Raw genomic sequence first — 25,751 nt, forward strand, 5'->3', positions numbered from 1 at the left:
TCACCCCTTCCACCAGGCCAGGAACCCGCTCCAGAACTTGCCCTTCTGGGCGGTGGCGGGGGCTGCCGCCGCCGGGTGGCCGCCTCCGGGGGTGCGAACCGCGTCCTGGGTGGTGCCGGTTCGCGCCGGTACGCTCCTGACCGGGGTGAACCGGGCGGGCAGTGCGCCGAGTGCCCGGTGGAAGGGGCCCGGCCGGTAGGCCAGAGCGTCGGGGTCCACCGAGATCTCGATATCCGGCAGTTCGTTGAGCAGCTTCTCGATGGCCTGTACGGCGATGATCATCGCCGGGTCTTTCGCCGGGCAGGCGTGCGGGCCCGCCCCCCAGGCCAGATGGGCGCGCCTGCTCACCGTGCCACGGCCTGCGGAGAGGCTCGGGTCGGCGTTCGCCGCGGCGAAGGAGATGAGTACCGGGTCCCCGGCGTTCAGCCTGCTGCCCGACAGATCGACGTCATACAGAGGGAAGTGTGTGGCGTAGTTGGCTATCGGGCAGCTGTTCCACAGGACGTCGTTGATGGCGTCCTCCACGAGGACGACACCATCGTTCGGGCCGTCGCCCTGGCCGCCCTGCGCGAGCAGGACCCGCAGGGCGTTCCCGATCAGATTCGACATCGGCTCGAATCCGCCACCGATGAGCTGGATGAGCTGAGGGAGCATCTCCTCGTCGCTCAGCCCGGCCGGGTGCTGCAGCAGGTGGGTGAGGATGTCGTCGCCGGGCTGGGCCCGCTTCAGCGCGACCAGTTCGAGCAGCGCCTCCGTGAGCACCTCGTTCGCCCGCTGTGCGTCGGTACCGTCGAAGATCCCGGAAATGCCGAAGGCGACACGGTCGCCCAGATCGCCCGGGCAGCCGAAGAGGTCGTTGAAGACCAGCAGCGGCACGAGGCGCGCGTAGTCGCCGATCAGATCGACCGTGCCGCGTCCGCTGAACTGACTGATCAGGTAGCTGGCGGTGCGCTCCACCATCCGGGTCAACTGGTGTGTGTCGAGCTTCCCCAGACTGTCCGTCACGGCCTGGCGCAGCCGCAGATGCCGCGCGCCGTCCTCGAAGAGGGGCCCAGGGCGGTACGCCATCATCGGCAGCACGGGACTGTCCAGCGGCACCTGCCCCTCGTTCAGGGCGCGCCAGCGCCGCGAGTCGCGGACGAAGGTGTCGGGGCTCTGCAGCACATGGAGCGCCGCGGCGTAGTCGGTGACGAGCGAAGCATCCACACCGGGGGCAAGCTCGACGGGTGCGACGGGACCGAACTGCCGCAGGTAGGTGTAGTGGGCCTGCGGGTCCCTGGCGAATTCTTGGGTGTACAGCGGGGTGCGCGGGGCGGTGTCGTGGGCCGGGCAGCCCGGCGGCGGGGAGGGCTCCGAGTGGGATCGCATGGGGGAACTCCTAGGTGAGGCGGGATTGGAGGTAGCGCACGAGGACGATCAGCGCATTCGCGGACGAGCGCTGATCGCGCGCATCGCAACTCACGAGGGGCGTCTCGGGAAGCAGGTCGAGCGCCTCCCTGATCTCCCTGTCCTCGTGATGCGTCCCGATGTCGAACCGGTTGACGGCGATGGTGTACGGAATGCCGTACTGCTCCACCAGGTCCATCACGGGGAACGACTCCTGGAGACGCTCGGGATCGACCAGTACGAGGGCGCCGAGCGCTCCGCGCGACATGTCTTCCCACACCTGGACGAAGCGCTGCTGGCCCGGTGTTCCGAAGAGATAGAGCACCAGGTTCTCACTGAGCGTGAGCCTGCCGAAGTCCATCGCGACGGTGGTCGTGGTCTTGCCGCGCGTTCCCTTGAGGTCGTCTATCTGCTCGCCGGCCCGCGTCATGACTTCTTCGGTCCGCAGCGGAGGGATCTCCGACATGGTGCCGATGAACGTGGTCTTGCCGACTGCGAAGTGACCGACCACGAGTATCTTCGCCGCGGTCTGCACTGATTCGTTCAGATAGACGCCGCTATCCGAAACGGGCTTGAAGGCCATTCAGCACCTCCTCGAGTATGCGCCGTTCGACACGCTCGGCCCGCGGGATGGGTTTGCGTGTGTAGAGGTATCCCGCATCGGTGAGATCGGCGAGCAGGACGCGGACAATACCGACGGGCAACTGGGTGTGTCCGGCTATCTCGGCGACCGCGAGGTAGCCCCCCGAACAGAGCTCGACCAACCGCTTTTTCTCCGGGTCGAGTTGGCCGGTCGCCGGGCAGTTCTCGGCCACCGTGATCAGCGTGATCAGCGAGAGCTCGTGGTCGTCCACCAGGCTGCGGCCGTTGGTGATGACGTAAGGACGCACTAATTGCGGGGCTTCCGGCTCCTGGTCCGGTTCCTCTGTGCCGGTCATGCGTCGGCAATCTCGCGCGGGGGACTGGTCAGTGCCTTGCCGAGCTGGCCCACGAGCTGCTGCATACGGAAGGAGATCTCCGCCATGTCGACCTCGGGGGAGGCGGAGACGGCGAGGTAGGCGCCCTCTCCCGCGGAGATGAGGAACACCCAGCCGTGCTCGAACTCGACCAGCGTCTGGCGCCACTGGGGCCGGTTGCTCGGCGGGCCGCCGCAGAAGTCGGCGACCGTGCGGCTCAGGGACTGCATGCCGCTCATCGCGGCTGCGATGGTGTCTCCGTGGTCCTTGCCGACCTCCTTCGAGCGGGCCATGAGCAGGCCGTCGGCCGAGACGAGGATCGCGTGCCGCGCTTCGGGGACTTCAAGGGCGCTGTCAAGCATCCATGACAGGTCGTAGTTCACTGAGTCTCAGGCCCTTCGCTGCTTGCACTGGTGGAACGGCGTCCCGACTGGGTCCCCCGCTGGAACGCCCCCATGACGGAGGCGATCTGCTCGGTGGACCTGGCAGGAGCGGCCTCGGCGCCGGCTTCCGGCACGATGGAGATCGGTCCCCTTCTGCTGCGTTTCGGCAGTCCGCCGAAGGTGGTCGCAGGGGCCGTTGCGGGTGCTGCCGCCGAATCCTCTTCGGGCGGCATCGGGGCGGACGCGGCCACGGTGGGAATCTCCTTCGCCTCGGGCTGGGGGGCGGGCTCCGGCATCGAGGTGAGGAGATCGTCGGGCAGGAGCACGACCGCGCGCACACCGCCGTAGGGCGACGTGGTGTCCACGGAGACACTGAATCCGTAGCGTGCGGCGAGCACGCCGATCACGGTGAATCCGAACTGCGGCGGGTTGCCGAGCCCCGCGACACCGGGGGAGCGCTCACTCGAGAGGAGCTTGGCGGCGCGGCTCTTCTCTTCCTCGTTCATGCCGACACCTGCGTCGTCGACGATGATGCAGACGCCCTTGGGAACCGGCCGGATGTTGATCTCGATCATGGTTTCCGGCGCGGAGTAACTGGTGGCGTTGTCCAGCAGTTCGGCCAGTGTCAGCGCGACCGGTTCGACGGCGCGGCTCACGATGGCGAAGTGGCTCTGGGTCCGGATCTCCACACGGGTGAAGTGGCGGATGCGGCCCTTCGCGCTGCGGACCACGTCGTAGAGCGACGCGTCCGTGCGCTGACGGCCGAGCCAGCCGTCGCAGAGCACGGCGATGGACTGGGCACGCCGTGCGAACTGGGAATTCATGTGATCGATGTCCAGGAGGTCCTGGAGAATCTGGAGCTCTCCGTATTTGTCCTGGAGTTTGGAAATGGCGAGCTGCTGTTCACTCGCAAGACCCTGAAGTGTCCGCATGGCAGATTTCAGAGCGGTCTTGGTGGCCTCTTCGGCCCGGTCCTTCGCCTCTTCGACGGACTCCGCGTAATGTTCTTCGAGAGTCGCGTAGTGGCTTCGGAGTTCCTGCTTCTCCGTGCGCAGCTTCGAAAGCGACTTTCTTCCGCGGACGATCGCGGTTGCGGCGACAGGCGTACCAGCTATCAAAGCCCAGAGTGCTGGATCCTGGAGGTACTGAGTCATAAGGCTCTCTTCGGGTGGCGGGGCCGCCGGGTGCTTGATGTCTCGGGGGCGCGGTCGAGTGCACTCGTAGCCGCAGACATTCGGGATCGATCGCGCGCGTTCTCCTGCCCGACTGCCTCGAAAGGCCCGGCTGATGGCATAGTTCCCCCCGAGATGGCGGAATTCTGGCCCGACGCGCTGCGCGATTAAGCGCCATAGCGGGTTTGGTTCCGCCTGGCAAGCGTGATGATCTTAGCACCACACGATGGGGTGACGTTCCCGGGGAATCGTTGTGTTTCTGGCATCTGACGGAAATTCAGCAAGGTTCTCAAATGGGGTCTTGTGGGCGTTGGTTATTTGCCGGACGTGCCCGTTTGGTCACGATTGATAATTCTTCGGGATGGATGTCCGCAGGACGTCCGGGACCGCCGGCCGGACACCATGCACCGGAAATCGGGCGCAGAGCCGTGCGCGAGCCGCCGGACCGGGGTTCGCGCTCCGTGGGCCGTCACGCCGGCGCGCCGCCTTGTCAGGGACCCGCGAGCCGTTCGATGGCGACCATGGCCGCGTCGTCGCCCAGGTGGCCGTCCGCGTGCCGCAGCAGATCGGCGCACAGATCCGACAGCAGCGCGTCCGGGGCGTCGGTGCGGCACGAGGTGATCCGGTCGGCCAGCGGATAGAACCGGCCCGCGGAGTCGCGTGCCTCGATGACGCCGTCCGTGTACAGCAGCAGGATGTCCCCGACGCCGAAGGTGAATGTCTGGGCCGCGAAGGAGGGGCCGCCCAGCCTTCCGAGTCCGAGCGGAGGCGCGGGTTCCCGGACGTCGAGCGAGCGCACCTGGCCGGACCCCAGCACCAGGGGAGGCGGGTGGCCGCAGCTGACGAGCCGGAGCTCCGGCTCGGAGTCGGGGACGTCCAGCACGGCCGCAGTCACGAAGGTCTCCGTACCGCGTTCGTCGTCGTCCGCGGGGGTCCCCTCGCTGCTCGCCGCGACCCCGGCCTCCAGCAGGGCGACGGTCTGCGAGAGCCCCGGCTCCTCGTGGGCCAGGGCCCGGAACGCCCCCAGGACCTGGGCGGCTTCGCCGATCGCGTCGAGCCCCTTGCCGCGTACGTCGCCCACGATCACCCGTGTCCCGCCGGACGCGCGGGTGACCGCGTACAGATCACCGCCGAGCTGCGCCTCGGCCTCCGCGGCCAGGTAGCGCGACGCGATCCGCAGCGTCCCGATCCGCTCGGGCAGCGGGGGCATCACGACGCGCTGCACCGCCTCCGCCACCCAGCGCAGATGGCTCATCTCCCGCGCGTGCCGGTCCCTCAGATGGGCGAAGAACGTGACGATGACGGAGATCAGGAATAGTGCCACGATCTGGTACATGTGATTGAGGTCGGTGATGCTGGTGCGCGCGCCGGCGACCAGCGACTGGGCCAGGACGGCGACGGCGCCGACGGCAGCGGTCGTACGTGCTCCGGCGAACGACGCCGTGATCGCCGGGGCCGCCACGAGGAACGGGCCGAGGTGGACGTCCGGCGACGAGGTGACATCGAGCACCGTGACGGCGGCGATCAGAGCGAACGGCACCACGAGGAGCGCCCTGAAGTGCGTTCGGGGCTCGTGGAGCGGGCGCAGTATCCGCAGCGGGCTCATATCTCTGGATACCTCACCGGGGCCGCGCCCGCTCCCCGTGACAGCCGCCGCGGCCAACGGCGCGGCGGCACGATGGCCTCCGTGCCGGGTCGCGCTTCCGGGGCGCCGGTGCGCAGATACGGGTCAATCAGGGTGGTATGCGGTTGTATCCCTCTGTACGGAATGACTCTTCGCCGTGGGAGGAAGCACCTTGCCCGACAGCCCGAGCGTCCCCCCGCCGCCGGCCCGGCGCGGTGAGCCGCTGCAACGACTGCTGTTCGGCGGCATCTACGGAACGATTCTCGCCAGTGCGCTGGCTGCCGCGCTGGACAACGACCACGGCAGCCCGAATCCCGGGTACGACGCGCTCTGGATCATGTTCACTTCGCTCGCGTCGGCGGCTGCGCACGGTTACGCCCATGCCATCGCCCACCGGACGGCCGACGGGGACCGGGTCACCACGAGCACCGTACGTTCGGTGCTCGTCGAGTGGCCGCTGCCCGCCGCGGCCCTGCCCACGGTGGCTGCCCTGCTCGGCGCGTACGCGGGATGGTGGAGTGAGGACGGGGCGATCGCGGTCGCCCTGCTCATCAACACCCTGGCGCTGTTCGGCTGGGGGCTCTGGGCCGCGCGCGTGGCCGGGCGGGGCTGGCCCCGGTCGTGCCGGACCGGCTGCGTGGACATGCTCCTCGGCCTCTTCATCGTGGCGGCGAACATCCTGAGCCACTGAGCCACTGAGCCGCTGAGCCACACAGCCACCGAGCCGTATAGCCACTGATCCACACAGCCACCGAGCCGTTGAGCCACCGATCCACCGAGCCGCTGAGCGGGCGGCAGCCTCCGGAGTACGGCTCTGAAGGGCTCCTTCGTCAGGTCGCCTTCGGCCCGCCTGCGCACACCTCGTCGTAGTAGTGGATCTCCATGTCCTCGGTCAGCATCTCCCGGAACATCGCGGTGTCGCCCTTGAGGTCCCGCCACTTGAGGTACGCCTCGTAGTCGTCGCGGGTGGCCCAGCGGGTGACGGACACGACCCTGTCCTCGTCGTCCTGGTCACGCCACAGCCGGATCTCCTCGCAGCCGTCGTGTGTGAGTGTGCCGGGCAGGACCTGCCGCAGGGTGGCGATGAGTTCGCCGCCCCGGCCGGCCTTGGTGTGAAAGGTATTCGTGGCCTGGACGCTCACGCTGACCTCCATGGTTCGGCAACGCATTGATGGTCGTACCGGTAAGGCTCGCACCTCGTGGCCGGGGAGCGGCCGGGGCTCAGCGGTGCCCGGCGAGGGGAGCCAGTATCTGTTGGTACAGGGCGCGCGGTGCGGCCAGGAAGCTGTCCGATCCGGCTTCCCACGCCGCGCCTGAGGCGTCGGTGACCAGCGCGCCGGCTTCGCGTGCGATCAGTGCGGCGCCGAGCAGGTTCTCGTCGTCGCGGCCGTACTGCCAGAACGCGTCGATGCGGCCGGAGGCGGTGTCGGCGATCTGCCAGGACGTGGGGCCGAAGTTACGGATGGCGCCGGCCAGCGGCAGGAGCGCGCTCAGGGAGTGGCCGGCAGCGGCTGCGGCCCAGGGCTGGGCGGCTGTGAACGGCGGCTGACTGGTGGCCAGCAGGGTGACCGCGAGATCCTGCTTGGCCGAAGGCGAGATCGGTGCGCCGCCCCGGTGGGCGCCGTGGCCGCGCGCTGCCGTGTAGGTCTCCTCCAGTACGGGGCTGTGCAGTACGGCAGCGACCGGCTCCCGGTCCTGCACCAGGGTGAGGCTGACGCACCAGTGCGGCAGGCCCTGCAGGTACTGCACGGCCCCGTCCATGACGTCCACCACCCACCACTCACCGTCCGGCAGCGGCCGTGAGTAGAGGCCGTCGGCCCACGGCACGCCCGGCCGCAGCGTGTCCAACCGCTCGCGCAGCAGCGCGGCTGCCGGAGCGTCGACGGCGTCGAAGACGTCCCTGAACCCGGCCATGGTGCGGGCCGGCCGAGGGCGGTCCCGCTCCGCCAGCCAGGACCCGACCGTGCGGGCGGCCTGGACCATCGGGGGCAGCAGTGCGGCGTTGCTCATGGTGTTCTCCCGTCGTGGGGGCTGATGTCCCAACCTTGGCGAACCCGTGGGCGTGACCGGCCGATACCGGCACTGGAATGAGCGAAACTCACCAATATGAAGACACACGTGGAGCCAGAGGTGCTGGATCAGCTCGATCAGCGGCTGATCGCGGCTCTCCAGTGCGACGGCCGGTTGACCACGGAGCGCGCGGCACGCGTCCTGGGCCTGAGTCCCCGCGTGGTCAACCAGCGCTTGGCGGGACTGCTGGGCAGCGGGGCCGCCCGGGTCATCGCAGTGCCGCATCGCGGGGCACCGGGGACGACGATGCTGCTGCGTATCAAGGTGCTGCGCGGCAGACTCGACACGATCAGTGCGGCCCTCGCGGCCCGCCCGGACATCCCGTTCATCGACATGTCCGCCGGCGGTGACGAGATCACCGCCGTCGTGTCCGCCTCCGCCGGGCAGCGCGGCCGGCTGGTGTTCCGGCAGCTTCCGGCCACCAGTGCCATCACCTCTGTCAGCGCCCAGACGGTACTGCACGTCTACGCGGACGCCACCGACTGGAAGCTGGACGCCCTCACCGGGGCGGAGCGCGGCCAGCTCACCCCGGCGCCGCCGCCGAGTGGGCCCGTGCCCGGGCTGGACGCGCTCGACCGGGAGCTGGCGGACGTCCTCCTGGGCGACGCACGGGTCAGTGCCGCCGCCCTGGCCGCGCGTACCGGGCACCCCGAGTCGACGGTCCGGCGCCGGCTGGGGGCACTGCTGCGGGGACGCGCGCTGATCCCCCACGTCATCGTCGACCCCCGCCGACTCGGCCTGGACGTCGACGCCAACCTCTACCTCCAGGTCCCGCCCGCGTATCTCGACGCCGCCGGGCGCGTCCTGGCAGCCCACCCGGCTGTGCACGGTGTCCTCGCCCTGACCGGACCGGCCAATCTGAGCGCCGCCGTGTGGCTGCGTGACCTGGAAGACCTCCACCGCTTCATCACCCAGGACCTCGCGTCCTTGTCCATCACCAGCATCGACACCGTGCTGGTGGGCCACGCAGTGAAGCGGCCGGGCAGCACGCCGTCCGGCCGGCCGTCCCCCGAGGGGTGAATCATGCCGGGGCGCGCAGGCCGGCGCCGAGCACGCGACAAGACCTGCCGATGCCGGAACGCCCCCTCCGGACCGCGTGCGCGCAGTCCGGTCCGGAGGGGGCGTGGGGCGCCGGGCCTGTCACCCGGGTGACCTCAGATGTCGCGGAACTCATAGACAAGCTTCTGACTTGTGCAAATGCCTCCTCTCGAAGATCACCTTGCACGGTTGTTGCACGAGCCGAGCGGAGCAGGAGTCACGCAGCCCTGGTGTAGTCGCTCCGGACCGCGATGCGGACCGTGGAACCGGCTCCCACGACCCGGTCCACTTATTTACGCAGGGCGAACGCGGGATCGGCGTGTCCGAGGCGGTCCGCGAGCGTGTACACGTCTACCCCGCCGTTGATCACCATCGACGCGTACAGGTGTCGGAGCGCGTGCATCATCACGTCGCGGGACTTCTGCCAGCGTCGTCCCTTCGCGTCGGGCTCAAGGGGCTTGATGAGGCCGGCCGACGCCAGGGCGGCTTCCAGCGGTAGGAGTTGAACCAATTCGACTGAATGGCGGTCTTCTCCCGGGTGTAGAAGATCAGCCGCACCGTGACCGGGTCGCCGCCTTTGCTGCCCCACGGTCGGGTTACCTCGACCGGCGGGTACTTCTGCATGTGCTCGCACAGGGGGATGGCCACGTCGTCGGTCAACTCGACCCACCGGTCCTTCGGATCCTGGTCGCTTCCACCCTTGGGGAGGGCGTATGCCAGGAACGAGCCGTCGTGGACTACTTGCCGTTGCACGTGCACCATCGGGCCGTCCGGGTGCGCCCAGTCGATGTCATCTGGAGACAGGCGGAATATCTCTCCTTGACGAAGACCCAGGCCGCGACCGCAGTCGACGAGTACCTTGAAACGGTCCGGCAATTCGGCGCGGATCTTCTCGGTGTCATCCCAGGCGACGGTCAGATATGCCCGGCCTCCACTTCCTCATCAGGCCGTCGTCCACGGCCAGATCAAAGACAGCCCGAAGATTGTCGAAGACCAGGCGCAGCGTGGAACTTTCGAGCAGCCTGCGACGGTCGTGCAGCCAGTCCAGCAAAGACGAGGCGTTCACGTCCTTTACGCGCATCTTCCCAACTGCGGTAGGAATGACGTGCAGGAGAACCGTTCCTTGTGGCGTCGGTAAGTCCGTGGATTCTTGTGTTCGTGCCCCTTGAGCCATGTAAGGGCGAGTTCACCGACCCTGACCTCCCCTGTCGCGAGGGTTGATGTACGAACCGTCGTCCACTCCGGACCGCATCTTGGTTTCATGCCTGCGGGCTTCGACCTCGGTGCGGAACAGCTCTGTCTGCTGTACGTCTTCCCTGTTGCGCCATCGGGCCTGCCACCGCTTCCCCGTCCCGTGATCCCGCGCCGGAACTTTGCCGTGTTCCTTGCGGGGCGACTCCCCGTCTTTCGGGCGCGACTTGTGCCAGCGGTCGTCGGAATCGACTTAACTCCTAGTTTCCAGCGGCCCTTTGATTCTATTTGTGGACTCTTTTTAATCAGGGCCATCGTCGGCGGCGAGATTGTCTGCCCGTTCATCGCTCCCTGAGTGAATTGGATGTTGATCCAGGCGAGTCGAGGATGTCAAATGTATTCTTGGGGTTTTCGCGACAAATGGTGCAGAGTGGTCGAGAGGATTTCTCCTAGGCAATGCTCTCTTAGGGTTCGACGAGGGCTCGCCGAACCCTAAGAGAAGATTCATCTGTGTCCTTCGAGAGTTCACAAGAGTCGTAGGCGTTTCGGCGAAAGGCCCTCTGTTTGGTCCGGCCGGAATTTAATGCAAACGTCCTGTGTACTACCACGGCGGAATACCGCTCACGTGGTTCTTTCCTGCCCGCTTCGAACCGTTCTGGAGTGCCCATGCGTCGAACCACTGCCCGCGCGGAAGGAGCCGCTAGTGGCCCGCGGGCCGTTGTCCCCTGATGGGCGCGGAGGAGCTGGCCGACTTCCTGGGCGCACCTCTGAATACGGTCGACATATGGAATCGCCGACACCAGGGTCCGCGAGCCCGCAAGGTCTGCCGTTATTTGCGCTACCACTGGTCGGGGGTAGAGGCATGGCTGGAAGCTCAAGCGGTGAATCGCGCGACCTGATCGGCCAAGATTGGCTGGTGCCCTTGTCCTTGGTCGGGCGACAGAACCCGGCGTACAGGCCGGCTCGTCTGCCGCCGCTTACCCCGCGTGCCGGCCTGCATCGCGTCGGGCTTCGCCCCCTCCCGGAGTGAGCCCTCTCCCGCATCATCCTTCGGACGATTTTCCGCATGCCCTGACGGCGGACCCGGTGGAACAGCGGATGTGCATCTGGCGTACCCATGCCCGTACGCGTTTTTGCCGCGTAGTTGGCTGATTCCCTTCGGTGGCGAGATGCGTTGTTCGCGGGACGAATCGGTCCTTTGCTGCTGAGTCAACCCTTGACGTTGACGCGTGGTGACACGTTAACTCTGCGTGTTTGTGGGTTTCCTGTGAAGTAGGGGTGGGTTATGGGGAGAGTGGGCGGGCGTAGTGGCCGCGTTGTATCGCCGTGGGGGAGGCCGTACACCGCACGGGGCCGTCGATGGGTGGTGGCCGGGCTGGGGATGGCTGTCACGGTTGGCCTGTTGCCTCTGACCACAGTGAATGCGCATGCTGCCCCCCTGGACACCGGCGCGCCGAGCGCAGCGTCTGCCGGAGCCACGGCAGACGACACCGCGAACCGCACGACGGAACAGGCTCTGGCCGAGGCCAGGCAGTCCGGTCAACCCGTGGAAATCCCGTCGATGAGGGGCGAGTCGAGCGACGTCTATGCGACGGCTGACGGGAATCTGGAGGCGCGGGAATATCTGCGCCCCGTTCGTACACGCATCAACGGCGAATGGAAGCCGGTCGACGCGAACCTGATACTGACGCCTGATGGTGTGAAGACGAAGGCCACAGCGTCAGAGCTGATGTTCTCCGCAGGCGCGCAACAGCCCTTGGTACGGATGAAGAAGAGCGGTCGTGAACTGGCCCTCTCCTGGCCACAGCCGTTGCCGAAGCCGGAGATCGAGGGAACCACAGCCTCCTACCACGATGTGCTTCCCGGGGTGGACCTCAGGATGCAGGCCCAGGAAGACGGCTTCACTCAGCTCTTGGTGGTGAAGAGCGCGGAGGCGGCGCAGAGCGAGGAGCTGACGAAACTTCGGTTGAAGCTTGCGGCAGACGGTATGGACGTCCGGAAGACCGAGCAAGGGGGCCTGGAAGCTGTCGACCGTGGCGCGGGCAGCGCTGTATTCGAGGCGCCGACTCCGCAGATGTGGGACTCCAGCGTCGGACCCGCCGGTGTCCAGGCGAAGAACGCCCGTGTGAGAAGTGCCGGTGTCCAGGACGAACCGGGGGCCGGAGAGTCGGGCAAGCTCGCACCGGTCGATGTAGCGGTGCCGGCCGACGGCCACGAACTGGTCCTGACTCCGGATCAGGACCTCCTGCGCGGCGAGGACACGCAGTACCCGGTATTCATTGATCCGCAGTGGTACTCGCCGCGTGCGTCGTCGTGGACGATGGCGTCGAAGTACTGGGCGTCGTCACCGCAGTGGAAGTTCAACGGTGACTCGGACGCCGGCCTGGGGTTGTGCGACTGGAACTACTGCCAGCCGCATGACACGAAGCGGCTTTTCTACCAGATCCCCGTCTCTAAATTCGCAGGAAAGTCGATCCTGTCGGCAGAGTTCGTCGTGCGCAACACGTGGTCGGCCTCATGCAGCGAGCGCACCGTCCAGTTGTGGCAGACGAAGGGCATCTCCGCGTCCACGACATGGAACTCCCAGAACGCCTCGGGGTTCTGGATCAAGAACCTCAAGTCCGCCAGCTTCGCCTACGGGTACACGGGCTGCGCGGCCAAGGACGCCGAGTTCGACGTCAGGTCGGCCGTGCAGTCGGCGGCCACCAGCAAGACATCCAGCATGACGTTCGGCCTGAAGGCGGGCAGCGAATCAGACGGTCTGAGCTGGAAGCGCTTCTCCGACAAGGCGTACCTGCGCGTCAAGTTCAACCGACCGCCCGCGCAGGTGAGGTCTTCGCAGCTGACCATGGAGTACGGCGGCGTCTGCAAGAAGTCGGCTCTCGCAGCCCCCGTGCGCACCCTCGGGAAGATCTACGCGAACAACATCACCGACCCGGATGGGGACTCGGTCGCGGTGCAGTTCCAGGTCTCCTGGGACTCGGGGGACGGCAAGGGCAACTCCCCGCACTGGACTCCCGCTCGTACACCGGCCAAGAAATCGGGCTCGGCGTTCGCCGTGACGCTGCCCCCCTCGCTGCCGGCCAACAAGAAGATCAGTTGGCAGGTACGTGTATGGGACGGGGCGCAGTACTCCCCCTGGTCGTCCAGCGGCGACCCGGAAGCCTGCTACTTCAACTACGACACGAAGGTTCCCAAGGCGCCCGGGCTGGTATCCGGCGATTACCCCGCGCTCGATCCTGACGACGCGGAGGACCCCTGGTACGACGGCGTCGGCAAGTACGGCACCTTCGACGTCACCGCGGCCGATACGGATGTGACCTCCTACTGGTACGGGATCAATACGGACCCGACATCCAAGAACAAGATCAGTACGTCAAAGGGTGCGGCACAGGCCGTCAGGATGCTGCCCTCGAAGCCCGGTCTGAACTTTGTCACGGCGCAGGCATTCGACAGCGCGGGCAACGGAAGTGAGATCCGTACGTATCTCTTCAGGGTCCGGGCCGGGCAGCCGGAGCGTGCGACCTGGCAGCTGGACGAACAGGCCGGCGCGAGCGAGGCCAAGGGCAGCACCCCCGATCGTGAGGCAACTCTGCACGGCGGTGCCGCTCCGGGCGCGCCTGGTGTGACCAAGACGGGTGTTGTCTTCGACGGAGTCGACGATTACGCCGACACCGACATACCCGTCGTCGCCACCGATGCTGGATTCTCGGTCTCTGCCTGGGTGAACCTGTCCGCGATGCCTCCGACGGCCGCCATCATCGCCGCACAGCCCGGCAACCATTCCCCAGGCTTCGAGCTGTACTACTCGAAGACCTACGACCGATGGGCGTTCAACCAGTACACGAGCGACACCCCCGACGCCCCCATCGCCCGGGCCATGCAGTCCGCCCCCGGTGGAGCGAAGGCCGGGCAGTGGACACACCTCGTCGGTACCTACAGCACCGGCACCGGGCAGCTCATCCTCTACGTCCAGGGACAACCAGCGGGCAGCACTACCTATGACACCCCCTGGGACGCCCGGCGCGGTCTGCAGATCGGTGCCGGGTCCTACAACGGAACGCCCAAGTCCTTCTTCCCGGGCACCATCGACGACCTGCGGATCTATGACAAGCCGCTGACGGGGGCGGACGTCGCTCACCTCTATAACCACGAACCCCTCACCACTCCAGGCCGTCAGGCCCGTGCGGTCTTCCCCCTGGACGAGCCAGCCGGTGCAGCCCATGTCACGGGTCACGCCGATGTGGATGCCATGATCCTCAAGGGGGGTGCCAGAAGCGGTCAGCCCGGAGTCAACGGGCGGTCGTTGGCCCTTGACGGGACCGACGACTACGCCACCACGGTCTCGCCGCACGTCAACAACCAGCGCGGGTTCGCGGTCTCGGCCTGGGTGAAGCTTCCCGAGAAGAAACCCGATCACGCGGCGATGGTCGCCACCCAGGCAGGAGCCCACACCGCGGGGTTCGAGCTCTACTACTCCTCCACCTATGACCGGTGGGCCTTCAACCAGTACTCCGCAGACGAATCCGATGCCACTCCGGTCAGCGCCATCCAGGCCGACGGCGTCACTGCGCACGGTGGCGACTGGGTGCACCTCGTCGGGGTCCACGACACCGTTGCCGACAAGCTCACGCTGTATGTCAACGGTGCGCAGGCGGGCAGTACCGGCCTCTCCACGACCTGGTACGCGGGTGGCCCTGTGCAGATCGGCGCCGGGTCCTTCGAGGAAAAGCCACGCTCCTTCTTCCCCGGACAGATTGATGACATTCGTCTGTACGACCGCCCGGTCTCGGCGGAGGAAGTCGCGCAGATGTTCAAGCAGCACCCGTTGCTGAAGGGGCGCTGGCAGTTCGAGGAAGCCACGACGTCCACACCCGTCACATCACCGGATGCCTCCCAGGAGAACCGGCCGATGGCGCTCAAAGGCGGCGCGGGGCTCGGCGCGGGCTGGGTCGGCGACCACGGCCTTCAGCTGAACGGAACCGACGCCTACGCCTCCACGACCGCTATGCCTGTGGACACCAGCACGAGTTTCACGGTCACGGCCTGGGTGCAGGCAGCGGCGCAACCGTCGAAGGAAGTCACCGCTCTGAGCGCGGAAAGCGCGGGCCACAGCGCTCTGGACGTCCACTATGTTCCGGACGCGAAAGACCCCGAGAGCCAGGGGAGCTGGGAGATGTCCCTCTCGGACAAGGACAGTTCGGATGCTGGAGTGTCGAGGGTCGCATCCACCTCCTTCGAGGACGTGACCAACTGGAACCACCTGGCAGTCGTCTACGACGGGTTCGCCAAGGAGGCCCGCCTCTTCGTCAACGGCGTGCTCCAGGAGGTGGCCTGCGCCGACGACGACGGCGATGGCATGTCCGACACGTCCGGCTGTGCAGACCTGATCGCCTGGGGCGAGAACGTCCTGACGCACAAGGCGACGAAGGGCTTCCAGGTCGGGGCCGCCGTCACAGCGGGCAAGAGCGCCCGTTTCTTTCCCGGCACCGTCGACGACGTGTGGGCCTTCCAGGGATCGCTGAGCGACAGTCAGGTCGAGTATCTGGCCGCCTCCTGGTTCGGCGTCCCCACCGAGGTTCCTCCCATCGACTGAGCACTCACCGGCAGAGCGGTCCAGCGACCGGCAGCCGTACTTCTGACTCCCGCCCTCCCGCGCCCTCTGTGCGCCCGGCAGTTGAGAGACCCACCCATATGAGAAGGCGAACACCCCGGTTCTTCCGCGCCTCACGGCAGCGGATATCCCTGGTGCTGTGCGGCACCCTGGCGGCAGGCCTCCTGCAGGCCACCGCCCTGACCGAAGACGTGGCAGCGGCGGACTCGGCCAAGACTCAAGTGTCCTCGGACAGCCCGGTCGAGGGCACGAGGGGCAGCGAAGCTGAGCCGCGCGCTGTCACCAAGGGGCCACGAACCCCCGCAGGAGTCCCGCATCATGCGTGGCCGGGCGCCACCACGAAGACCCTCGCTCCCACGGCAACGCGTGGCGCCGGTTCCCAACCGCCGAACAGCGCCGACGGTGGCCTGATAAAGGTCGCTCCGGTGGCTCCGCACGGGGCGAAAGGCCGCCTCGCGGCAAAGCAGAAGGGCGGTGCCTCTCCCGCGGATCCCGGCCAGGTGAACGCCCGGGTCCTCAGCCGGAGCCAGGCCCGGAAGGCGGGCGTCGAAGGACTCGTGTTCGCGCTCACACCCCAGGACAAGGGCGGCGTCAGCGAGGGACCTGTATCCGTCTCGGTGGACTACGACACGTTCTCCGGCGCGTACGGCGGTGCCTACTCCTCCCGGCTTCGGCTCGTGCGCTACCCGGCGTGCCTCCTCACCAGTCCGGACAAGCGGTCCTGCCGTACCGCAACCCCGCTCAAGGCCGACAACGACACGACGGCACACACGCTCACTGCCCAGGCGATGACTCTCCGAAGCGGCGGGCCGACGGTCCTCGCGGCCGCCGCCGCGCCGGCGGGAGACAAGGGGGATTACAAAGCCACCTCCCTGTCGGACTCGGGTTCCTGGTCCACCAGCCTGAACTCCGGTGATTTCAACTGGTCCTACGACATCACCGTGCCCCACACCCCCGGCGACCTCCAGCCCGATCTGAAACTCTCTTACTCCTCCGGAGCCATCGACGGCCGTACCACCAATACCAACAACCAGGGTGCCTGGGTCGGGGACGGATTCGATCTCGGGACAGGTTCCATCGAGCGCCGCTACAAGCCGTGTTCCGACGACGGCGTGAAGAACGCGGACGGCAGCAAACCCGGTGACCTGTGCTGGGCCTACGACAACGCCTTCCTCAGCTTCAACGGGAAGGGCGGCGAACTCGTCCCCGTGAGCAAGGACGAGTTCAAACTCAAGCAGGACGACGGAACCCGCATCGACCGCTTGTACTCGACGGCGCGGGACAACGGCGACGCCGACGGCGAGTACTGGAGGCTGACCGACCCCAGCGGCGTGCGCTATTACTTCGGATACAACCGTCTCCCCGGCTGGGCCGCCGGCAAGGACGAGACCAACTCGACCTTCAACGTACCTGTCTTCGGCAACAACAGCGGCGAGAAGTGCCACCAGGACGACTTCGCCTCGTCCTGGTGCCAGCAGGCATGGCGCTGGAACCTGGACTACGTGGTGGATACCCATGGCAATGCCATGGCCTATCACTACGAGAAGGAGTCCAACTCCTACGGTCGCAATCTCAAGGAGGACGACGACACCTCCTACACGCGCGGTGGTTACCTGACGCGCATCGACTACGGCCTGAAGTCGAACCGGATGTTCGCCGACAAACCGATGGCGCAGGCGGTGTTCAGCAGCGCCGAACGGTGCCTGCCGGAGACCGGCGTCACCTGTGCGGCGTCGACGGTCGACGACAAGTCGTTCTACTGGTACGACACGCCCTGGGACCTCAACTGCGACTCCGGGGCCAAGTGCGACAAGGGGCGCTTCGCACCGACGTTCTGGACCCGCAAGCGCCTGACGGGGATCACGACGCAGGTGCTGAACGCAGCCGGCGCCTATGACAAGAGCGACTCCTGGGCGTTCAGTCACCGCTGGGGCATGGCCGATACGGACTACCAGCTGCTGCTGGAGAGCGTGCAGCACACGGGGCAGTCCGCCACGCCCGCGGTCACCCTGCCAAAGACCTCCTTCGCCTACGGCCAGTTGGCCAACCGGCTGGACAAGACCGGCGACGGCTACGCACCCTTCATCAAGGACCGGCTCACCAGCGTCGACGGGGAGACGGGGAGCAGGACCGACGTCGAGTACTCCGATCCCGTGTGCGACTGGAAGGCACTGCCCGCGCCGGAGAGCAACACCACACGCTGCTTCCCACAGGTCCTCGACCAGGAACAGACCGCTGACGCCCCGGACGTGCAGTGGTTCAACAAGTACGTGACCACGGCCGTGACGGTCTCGGACCGCACCGGCGGCGCACCCGACCAGATCACCCGCTACGCGTACGAGGGTCCTGCGGCCTGGCACTACGCGGATGACGACGGTCTCACCAAGGAGAAGTACCGCACCTGGTCGCAGTGGCGCGGCTACGGACAGGTCCACGTCAGGAGCGGTGGCCTCGATTCCATGAAGTCGCAGCAGGACAGCTTCTTTCTGCGCGGCATGGACGGAGACCGCAAGGACAAGAGCGGTGGCACCAAGCCGGTGAGCGTGGCTCTGGGCACAGGTGAGGGTGAGCCGATCACCGACCATGAGGCACTCGCCGGCTTCGCCTACAAGTCCGCCACGTACGACAAGCCCGACGGCAAGATCCTCACCAAGTCCGTGAGCCGCCCCTGGCACCACGAGACAGCGAAGAAGGTCCGAGCCTGGGGCACGGTCACGGCCGACTTCATCGGCACCGCCGAGGCACGTACCTGGACCAGCCTCGACGATGGCGCAGGCGTCAAATGGCGGACGACCGACACCGAGACCACACAGGACACCGTGGCCGGCCGCGTCACCGAGGTGAACGACCTCGGCGACACGTCTACGCCCGACGACGACCAGTGCAGCCGAACCACTTACGCCACCAACGCGACGGCGAACATCCTCGACACCGTCGGCCGCATCGAAACCGTGGCGAAAGCGTGCACCCAGACACCCGACCGCGCCAAGGACGTCATCTCCGACGTCCGTACGGCCTATGACGGTGGCGCCTACGGCGCCGAGCCCGTCAAGGGCGATCCCACCGGGACCGCCGGGCTCAAGAGCCACACCGGGACCAAGGCCACGTACCTGGAGACAGGCACGACCTACGATGCCTACGGTCGTCCGCTGGCAGTGAACGACCTGACAGCCGAAGTCACCGTCGACGGGGATTCAGCCCCTGTGCGTACCGCACGGGGCGACGGCCGTACCACCACGACTGCCTACAGCCCCGCAACCGGCAGGGCCACTCAGGTCAGGACCACCGGTCCGCCCGCCAAGGCCGGGGACAGCTCCACGAGCCTCACGTCCGTCCAGGAACTGGACCCGGTCAGGGGCCAGGTGACCAAGGAGACGGATCCCAACGGCAACACCGCGGAGACGCGTTACGACGCCGCGGGGCGGACCACCGAGGTGTGGGAACCAGGCCGCGCTACCACCAGGGTCCCGAGCTATCAGTTCACCTACCAGGTCGCGGACGGCCAGCCCACCGTCGTGGGCACACGGAAGGTCAACAACAACGACGGACAGACGGCCCCGGCCTACACCCTCTACGACGGCCTGCTGCGCGAAAGGCAGACTCAGGATCCCGGCCCGGACGGCGGCAGCATCGTCAGCGACGTCTTCTACGACGAACGCGGCCTCAGCACCAAGACGTTCGCCCCGTACTTCACCACTGGCGGACCTGCGAAGAAGATCTTCCAACCCGAGGATGCCCTCGCGGTGGAGTCGCAGACCCGCACCGACTACGACGGGCTCGGACGATCCGTCCTGAGCAAGCAGATCGCCGGCAACGGGGACGGCGGAGCGGTCCTCAGCACCACGAAGACGGTGTACGGCGGTGACCGCACCACGGTCATACCACCGGCCGGCGGGACCGCCACCACCACCGTCACGGATGCGAGGGGGCACACCACTCAAGTCCAGACGCTGCATCAGCGCGCCCTCGGTGCGGCCGCGGACACGACGCGCTACGTGTATGACGCACGGGGGTCCCTGAAATCGGTCACCGACCCGGCTGGTAACAGCTGGTCGTACACCTACGACCAGATGGGCCGCCAGACCAAGACGGTCGACCCGGACAAGGGCGCTACCGAGACCTTCTACGACGACCGTGGCCAGGTCGATCACACCAAGGACAGCCGAGGCGTTCTCCTCTACACCGGCTACGACAACCAGGGCCGCCGGACCGAGCTGCACGAGGGGACTCCTGGCGGAACGCTGCGGGCGAAATGGACGTACGACACGGTGCCCGGCGGAAAGGGGCTCCCGGCTGAATCGACCCGTTACGAGGACGGGCAGCCGTACACCTCGAAGGTGACCGCCTACGACGCACTGAGCCGCCCCTACCGGACCGCGGTCGTCATTCCGGCAGTTGAAGGGGCACTGGCCGGTACTTACCAGTCCGGCACCCTCTACAAGCCCTCCGGTCTGGTGGCCGGTACCTCGTCCTCGCCCGCGGGGGCTCTGCCGGGGGCAACCACGGTCTACAGCTACGACGACACGACGCTCTGGCCGACCGGTGTCACGACGGACGGCATGTCCGGGAAGACCACCTACACACACGTCGGACTGCCTGACACCGTGACGCTCGGTCTGTCCGGCGGCACCCGGACGACCGAGATCAAGAACGGCTACGAATGGGGGACCCGCCGCCTCGCCTCGTCCGTGGTCTCCCGGATGGAGCAGCCGGGCATCGACCGCAGCGCGGCCTACCACTACGACGAGGCCGGCAACATCACCTCCGTCGCGGACACCTCCCGCACCGGCGCGGACAACCAGTGTTACGGATACGACTACCTGGGGCGCCTCACGGATGCCTGGAGCCAGGCGTCAACTGCGTGCAGCGCCACTCCGGGCGCTGCGGCGATCGGGGGAGCCGCCCCGTACTGGCAGAGCTACAGCTACGACGTAACCGGCAACCGGACGGCCGAGACCGAGCACGACCCTGCCCACCGTGCGGGTAAAGACACCACGCACGAATACAGCTATCCACCGGCCGGCACATCGCAGGCTCACAGTCTCGGCGCCGTGACCACGTCCGGGCCTACCGGCACGTCGACGGACAAGTACACCTATGACCAGGCCGGCAACACCAAAACCCGTCCTGGTCAGACCCTGACCTGGGACGCCGAGGGGCATCTCGCATCCGTCGCCGAGGGCGGCAAGACCACCCAGTATCTGTACGACCCGGACGGCAACCGGCTCATCGCCCGGGCACCTACCGGAACCACCCTGTACCTGGGCGGGACCGAACTCACCCTGGCCAAGGGGGCCGACAAGCCCAGAGCCACTCGCTACACCGACCTCGGCGGCGGCAACACAGCCGTCCAGGACGACGACCGCACCTTCTCCTACACCATCCCGGACCACCAGGGCACCGGCCTGCTCGCCGTCGACGCCACGAACCTTGCCATCCAGCAACGCCGCACTACCCCCTTCGGTGGTGCTCGGGGCAGTGCGCCTGCGGACTGGCCGGGATCGAAGGGATTCGTCGGAGGCACCGACGACAGCGGGACGACCGGTCTCCAGCACCTGGGCGCCCGCGAGTACGACCCCGCCACCGGCCGCTTCCTTTCGGTCGACCCGGTCATGGATCTGACCGATCCGCAGCAGATGAACGGCTACACCTACGGCAACAACAACCCGGTCACGAAGAGCGATCCCGATGGATTGAAGCCCACTGGCATGTGCGGGCCTGCGGGAATCTGCTCGGACGGCACAAGGGAACACTTCAAGATCAATGATTCCGGAGTGTGGACTCAGGAACTGACCACGACACATCAGAATTCCCGGAACGACGGAAGCAATGTCTTCACCAATAAGCACTACGTAAATGGAAAGGTCGTTGCCAAGCAGTTTTTGACGGTCAGTGAGTCGGGGGAGATCTATTACGGAAAGCTGCCCGAACGCGGGAACCGTTATCTCAGGATATTGAGGGACACTTTCGATTTCCTGGTATTCGACACCAAACTGGCCTCGAAGTGCGCCGACGAGATCACTGCGGAATGCGGCTGGTTGCTTGCTGATCTCCCCGTCGGGAAGATCGCGAAGGTGGCCAAGCTCGAGAAGGCGGGCAGGGTTGCGGAAGCCGCGAAACACTGCAAATGCTTCTTGGCCGGCACGGACATCCTCATGGCTGACGGTTCGACCAAGGACATTGAGGACGTAAAGGTAGGCGACAAGGTTCGGGCAACCGACCCGGTGACCGGGAAGACTCGCGCCCGCAAGGTGACGCGCCTCATCAGAACCAACGGCGACAAGTTCTTCAACAAGATCTCCATCGCCGCGGAAGATGGCATCACCTCGATCACGGCTACGGACGAGCACCCGTTCTGGTCTCCTTCGGAACACGCGTGGGTGGAGGCCGGAGACCTTGCCCCCGGTATGACGCTCCTGACCGATGACGGCTCCACCGCCATCGTCACGGCAAACAAGGCCTTCACGAAGCATGCCCGTACGTACAACCTGACTGTGGACGAGTTGCACACGTACTATGTACTCGCTGGTCAGACGCCGGTCCTGGTTCACAACAGCAACTGTGATCCTCGCTTCTCGGTCGACTCCAAGGGGAACACCACCGATCTCGCCAATCCGGGCGGCAGGGTTGGCGTTCCGAAACTTGAAGGTGGCACCCTGCAAGAAGTGGGCGGGCGCGTATGGGGTTCCGGAGATCCCTCCCACCTTGTAGGAACACGCTCTCCGGCTGATTTGCGCGGGTTGGCAAGCAGGGGTGATGCGGAGAAATTGCAGGACTTCTACCAGAGTGCAGCGCTCGCAGGAAAGGGCGGAAAGACTGCACCGGCGCGCGTGGTGCTGACTCAGGAGATCATCGATGCTTGGAGATAGTCAGGTGAGCAAGGGAGAGCAGGTCGTAGACCTGAAATTTGTGGCGGCGCGAGGGGAAAGCGTCGAGGTGTGCTTCGAGCCGGTAGGAACCACCTTCTCCCTGAGTGACGGCGAGGCGGTCTTTCTCCGGACCGCAATCTCAAACGTGGCCTCGCTTGAGATCGTCTCGTGGCCTAACGGGATTGGGGTTTGGGTCCCCTACCCCGGCGACTACGCGATCATTGACTCAAAGGGGAACGAAATCGATACGCTCTGACTCCTCTCCCGCAAGAGAGGAGGGCCGCTCCGGATGCGTTGCGACGCTTCCGGTGAGAATGCCCAGTCAACGGTGCCCGGAGTGAATCCACGGGTGCAAATCTGAAGCCCTGCCAGGTGTCACCAGGCAGGGCTTCAGTGTGGTCTGACGGCAGTAGTTGACGGCAACGTCAGCGGACGGCGGCTCCGGCGAGGGGTGGTTCGTCGCCGTCGTCGGGCCTGCCGGTGATCTCGGTGGGATTGCGGAGGGCGTGGCCGAGGAGGTTGATGGCGTCGCGTTGGAGACGGATTCGGACGTGGGCGTAGACGGTTGCGGTGACGCCGATGTGGGCGTGGCCGAGCAGTTCCTTGATGACGACGAGTTCGACGCCCTGTTCCAGGAGGAGGGTGGCGGTCGAGTGGCGGAGGTCGTGGAAGCGGATGCGGCGGAGCCTGGCCTGGCGGAGCAAGGCGTTGAAGTGCCGTGTGAGGGTGGACCCTTCGATCGGGGCGCCGTCGGGGCGGGTGAAGACGTAGCCGCTGTCCTGCCAGCTCCCGCCTGCCGTTTCGCGTTCTTGGAGTTGTCGGTCGCGATGCTGTTCGAGGGAGTGCAGGCACGGCGTGGGCAGGGCGATGCGCCGCTCGGAGCTCTTGGTCTTGGTCGGGAGGGCGGTCAGACCGCTGGAGTTGGTGCGTTGGAGGGTGCGTCGGATGCTGGCGGTTCCGCCGGCCAGGTCGAGGTCTTCCCAGCGCAGGCCGAGGAGTTCGCCCCTGCGGAGCCCGGTGTGCAGAGCGAGTTCGAACAGCGGCTGCAACCGGTGACTGTTGGTCGCGGTCAGGAACGTGCGCGCTTCCTCGGCAGTGAGGGGTTCGAAGCGGCGGGGCCGTGGTGTGCCGGTGCGGACGTTGCGGGCGACATTGCGCGGGATTTCCTCCTCGCGCACGGCGTGCTCCAGCGCGGACTTGAGCACGGAGTGCACGTAGCTCAGGGTCAGAGGTGAGAGCCGCTTGGAGCAGCACTTCCCGGCAGCGCAGCAGACGGGCTGGTCCCGGTCCCTGTCGAGCCCACGGACGCAGCACTGGCAGGTGGTTCGGAGCTGGTTGAGCCAGGTGCGGACGTCCTTGGCGGTGAGCTTGGCGAGCTTCTTCCGTCCGAGGCCGGGGATGATGTAGAGCCGGGCGACGGCGGTGTAGCGGGTGTGGGTGTTCTCGCGGAGCTGATGGACGGCAACGTTCTGAAGCCAGTACGTCAGGTACGTAGCCAGGCTGCCCTGCGCGGACGGAGCGGGGACACCACGGTTGCTGGCGGCGATCTTCTCGGTGAGCTTGGCGAGGGCTTCCTTGCGGGTGGTGCCGTAGACGCGGACGCGCTTGCGGGTGTTGCCGGGAGCGAGGACGTATCCGGCGGCCTCCCAGCGGCTGTCCTTGCGCTGGTAGACGGTTCCGTCGCCGTTGGCGCGAACGCGGCGGGAGGCGGGGGTGTCGCGGGGTGTGGTCATCAGGCGGCGTCCTGTTCGAGGCGGGTGCGGATGAAGTCGGTGAGGGCGTGGGTGGGGATGCGGCGGGCGCGGCCGAGGGTGATCGAGGTGAGCTGTCCGGTGCGGAGCAGGTCGTAGACGGCGGAGCGGCCGAGCTGGAGGCGGGCCATGACCTGGGGCACCGTGAGCAGATCCAGCGCCGGTGCCGCCTCCGCGTGGAGGACAGTGAGCGGGGGCGAGGTCATCAACAGCCCCCTTCGGCCGCGACCTGCCGTTCCAGTTCCTTGCGGTGCCAGATGTGGGCTGCGAGGAGTGCGCCGCCGGGGCTGTAACCCGAGCCGAGGTAGTCCCAGCGACCGACGACGAGCGTGGTCGTCGGGTCGGACTCGGGCAGTCCGGCGTGGGCGCGGGCCTGTTCGGTGCGCCAGGTGCGGCGGGCGTCGCGCAGCGCGCCGAGGGTGGTGGAGTAGCGGCGGGACTTGGTGGAGAAGTGGCCCCGGAAGCCGAGCATGTGGGCCCACTTCCGGAGCTTGAGGTGGGCGAACTCCGGCAGCTCTCCCAGCTCCCAGCAGGTGCGGATCATCTGCCGGACGTGCCGGGCGACGGGGAGCCGGGTCAGCGGGCGGGCCTGTCCGGTCCCGTCGCAGGCGGTGCACGGGAGCGGCGTTCCGTGGGGCAGGAGGGTGGCGCCGCGTCCCTGGCAGGGGCGGCAGAGGAGGGTGTGGTCGAGGGTGCCGGAGGCGTCGGCGGACTTGGTGGCGTACTTCGCCACGTAGGCGGCCACGGCCTGGTCGGTGAATTCGGCGTCGGTGCCGGAGGAGGCGATCTCGCGCACGTCGAACTGTTTGCCCCAGCCGAGTTCGCGTTCCCCGACCGCATCCGATTTCACCGTGGCGCGGACCCGCTTGGCGGCGGCGCGGGCGGCCTTGGTGAGTACGGCGACGGTGGCGTACGGCGGCGGGGGCTGGCTGCTGCCGTCGGGGCCGTCGAGTCGGATGACGGCGTGGAAGTGGACCAGGCCGCGCTGCTGGTATTCGGCGACCTTCGCGAAGGACACCCGCAGGGCCGCGTGGGCGGCCTTCTGGGTCATGCCGAGTTCGGCGGCCAGCTCGCGGCGCAGGTAGGTGGTGAAGCGGGCCCACAGGGCGGAGGCGTGGGCGTTGAACAGGACCGCGCCTTCGTAGTCGTACGTCGCCGGGTTCAGCGGCGTGCCCAGCAGGGCGTCCGTGGGCTCGTGGAGCTTGCGGCAGCGGCAGGACCGGACATCGCCGCCGGGGGTGGTGAGGCGGTTGTGGACGGGGCCGAAGGACGGCGGGGTGAGGGTGACGAAGACGCGGGGGTGGGTGCTGACGGTGTCGGGCACGGTCTTGCCGCCGGAGAGGCCGGCGCGGATGAGGTGGTAGGTGTCGGCGGCGTAGATGCGGGAGCAGGCCGGGCAGCGGGAAGCACGGCGGTTGCCGCACGCGGTGAGCAGACTGCCCGTCGGCTCGTCCGACGTGTTGTAGGTACGCAGCACCTCGCCGGTCGTGGCGTCGACGGTGGTCGTGAGGCCAGTCAGGCGGACAGGTTCGGTGCAGCCGCCCAGGTGTTCGATCTGCTGCTGTGCACGGTCGAAGTCGGGGTGGTTGACGAGGTGGAGCAGGTCCCGTACGGCGGGGCTTGCCACGTGGCGCAGGTCCAGGGTGACCATTCGGGGCGTGTCCCTTCTGTTCGGGTGGGTGGCCCCCGAGCAGCAA

The 25,751-nt window shown here is 67.0% G+C and carries 17 protein-coding genes; 5 read left to right on the top strand and 12 right to left on the bottom strand.

Annotated features, from left to right (window positions below; translation table 11 throughout):
• The 6 genes from OG917_RS26620 to OG917_RS26645 all read right to left on the bottom strand — a co-directional run bounded on the left by OG917_RS26620 (position 1) and on the right by OG917_RS26645 (position 5,503).
• A complete protein-coding gene (locus OG917_RS26620) occupies positions 1 to 1,368 on the bottom strand; it encodes a cytochrome P450 (protein ID WP_328320298.1) in 1,368 nt (455 codons plus the stop codon).
• A gap of 10 nt (positions 1,369 to 1,378) precedes the next feature.
• A complete protein-coding gene (locus tag OG917_RS26625) occupies positions 1,379 to 1,969 on the bottom strand; it encodes a GTP-binding protein (RefSeq protein WP_328320300.1) in 591 nt (196 codons plus the stop codon).
• Positions 1,944 to 2,324, bottom strand: coding sequence for a DUF742 domain-containing protein (locus tag OG917_RS26630; RefSeq protein ID WP_328320302.1), 381 nt, complete (start codon positions 2,322 to 2,324; stop codon positions 1,944 to 1,946). Before OG917_RS26630 ends, OG917_RS26625 begins: the two co-directional genes overlap by 26 nt.
• Positions 2,321 to 2,725, bottom strand: a complete 405-nt coding sequence (locus OG917_RS26635; RefSeq protein WP_328320304.1) for a roadblock/LC7 domain-containing protein — start codon at positions 2,723 to 2,725, stop codon at positions 2,321 to 2,323. Before OG917_RS26635 ends, OG917_RS26630 begins: the two co-directional genes overlap by 4 nt.
• Entirely contained in the window at positions 2,722 to 3,879 is a 1,158-nt protein-coding gene (locus OG917_RS26640; protein ID WP_328320306.1) for an ATP-binding protein, read from the bottom strand. The genes OG917_RS26635 and OG917_RS26640 overlap by 4 nt, the downstream gene beginning before the upstream one ends.
• Before the next feature lie 508 nt (positions 3,880 to 4,387).
• Entirely contained in the window at positions 4,388 to 5,503 is a 1,116-nt protein-coding gene (locus OG917_RS26645; protein ID WP_328320308.1) for a PP2C family protein-serine/threonine phosphatase, read from the bottom strand.
• A gap of 190 nt (positions 5,504 to 5,693) precedes the next feature.
• Between OG917_RS26645 and OG917_RS26650 the strand changes: the two genes are divergently transcribed.
• The gene (locus OG917_RS26650; protein ID WP_328320310.1) at positions 5,694 to 6,212 is read left to right on the top strand and encodes a hypothetical protein; all 519 of its coding nucleotides are present in this window, start codon (positions 5,694 to 5,696) and stop codon (positions 6,210 to 6,212) included.
• A 139-nt stretch (positions 6,213 to 6,351) separates the two neighbouring features.
• Here the strand turns inward: OG917_RS26650 and OG917_RS26655 are convergent, their stop codons facing one another.
• On the bottom strand, positions 6,352 to 6,663 hold the full coding sequence (locus OG917_RS26655) for a putative quinol monooxygenase (protein WP_328320312.1): 312 nt from the start codon (positions 6,661 to 6,663) through the stop codon (positions 6,352 to 6,354).
• A 79-nt stretch (positions 6,664 to 6,742) separates the two neighbouring features.
• A complete protein-coding gene (locus OG917_RS26660) occupies positions 6,743 to 7,531 on the bottom strand; it encodes an inositol monophosphatase family protein (RefSeq protein WP_328320314.1) in 789 nt (262 codons plus the stop codon).
• Between the two features lie 96 nt (positions 7,532 to 7,627).
• Here OG917_RS26660 and OG917_RS26665 point away from each other — a divergent pair, with 96 nt between their 5' ends.
• The gene (locus OG917_RS26665; protein WP_328320316.1) at positions 7,628 to 8,611 is read left to right on the top strand and encodes an Lrp/AsnC family transcriptional regulator; all 984 of its coding nucleotides are present in this window, start codon (positions 7,628 to 7,630) and stop codon (positions 8,609 to 8,611) included.
• A gap of 307 nt (positions 8,612 to 8,918) precedes the next feature.
• Here OG917_RS26665 and OG917_RS26670 read toward each other — a convergent pair whose 3' ends face one another.
• Positions 8,919 to 9,140 carry a hypothetical protein gene (locus OG917_RS26670; protein ID WP_328320318.1) on the bottom strand — a complete coding sequence of 74 codons (222 nt, stop codon included), beginning with the start codon at positions 9,138 to 9,140 and terminating at the stop codon, positions 8,919 to 8,921.
• A gap of 1,965 nt (positions 9,141 to 11,105) precedes the next feature.
• Between OG917_RS26670 and OG917_RS26675 the strand changes: the two genes are divergently transcribed.
• The 3 genes from OG917_RS26675 to OG917_RS26685 all read left to right on the top strand — a co-directional run bounded on the left by OG917_RS26675 (position 11,106) and on the right by OG917_RS26685 (position 22,559).
• Positions 11,106 to 15,416 (top strand): LamG-like jellyroll fold domain-containing protein, encoded by a 4,311-nt coding sequence (locus OG917_RS26675; protein WP_443059020.1) that lies wholly within the window; start codon positions 11,106 to 11,108, stop codon positions 15,414 to 15,416.
• Positions 15,417 to 15,934: 518 nt separating this feature from the next.
• Positions 15,935 to 22,303: a polymorphic toxin-type HINT domain-containing protein gene (locus tag OG917_RS26680; RefSeq protein WP_328320322.1), complete on the top strand. Its 6,369-nt coding sequence runs from the start codon at positions 15,935 to 15,937 to the stop codon at positions 22,301 to 22,303.
• A 4-nt stretch (positions 22,304 to 22,307) separates the two neighbouring features.
• On the top strand, positions 22,308 to 22,559 hold the full coding sequence (locus tag OG917_RS26685) for a hypothetical protein (protein WP_328320324.1): 252 nt from the start codon (positions 22,308 to 22,310) through the stop codon (positions 22,557 to 22,559).
• Positions 22,560 to 22,728: 169 nt separating this feature from the next.
• Here OG917_RS26685 and OG917_RS26690 read toward each other — a convergent pair whose 3' ends face one another.
• Genes OG917_RS26690 through OG917_RS26700 form a run of 3 tightly spaced genes read right to left on the bottom strand, consistent with a single transcriptional unit; the run spans position 22,729 to position 25,705 of the window.
• Positions 22,729 to 24,036 (bottom strand): tyrosine-type recombinase/integrase, encoded by a 1,308-nt coding sequence (locus tag OG917_RS26690; RefSeq protein ID WP_328320326.1) that lies wholly within the window; start codon positions 24,034 to 24,036, stop codon positions 22,729 to 22,731.
• Positions 24,036 to 24,260, bottom strand: coding sequence for a helix-turn-helix domain-containing protein (locus OG917_RS26695; protein WP_328320328.1), 225 nt, complete (start codon positions 24,258 to 24,260; stop codon positions 24,036 to 24,038). Before OG917_RS26695 ends, OG917_RS26690 begins: the two co-directional genes overlap by 1 nt.
• Positions 24,260 to 25,705 carry a replication initiator gene (locus OG917_RS26700; protein WP_328320330.1) on the bottom strand — a complete coding sequence of 482 codons (1,446 nt, stop codon included), beginning with the start codon at positions 25,703 to 25,705 and terminating at the stop codon, positions 24,260 to 24,262. Before OG917_RS26700 ends, OG917_RS26695 begins: the two co-directional genes overlap by 1 nt.
• Between the last annotated feature and the right edge of the window lie 46 nt (positions 25,706 to 25,751).

Source organism: Streptomyces sp. NBC_00388 (genome assembly GCF_036061255.1).
Taxonomy (GTDB): Bacteria; Actinomycetota; Actinomycetes; order Streptomycetales; family Streptomycetaceae; genus Streptomyces.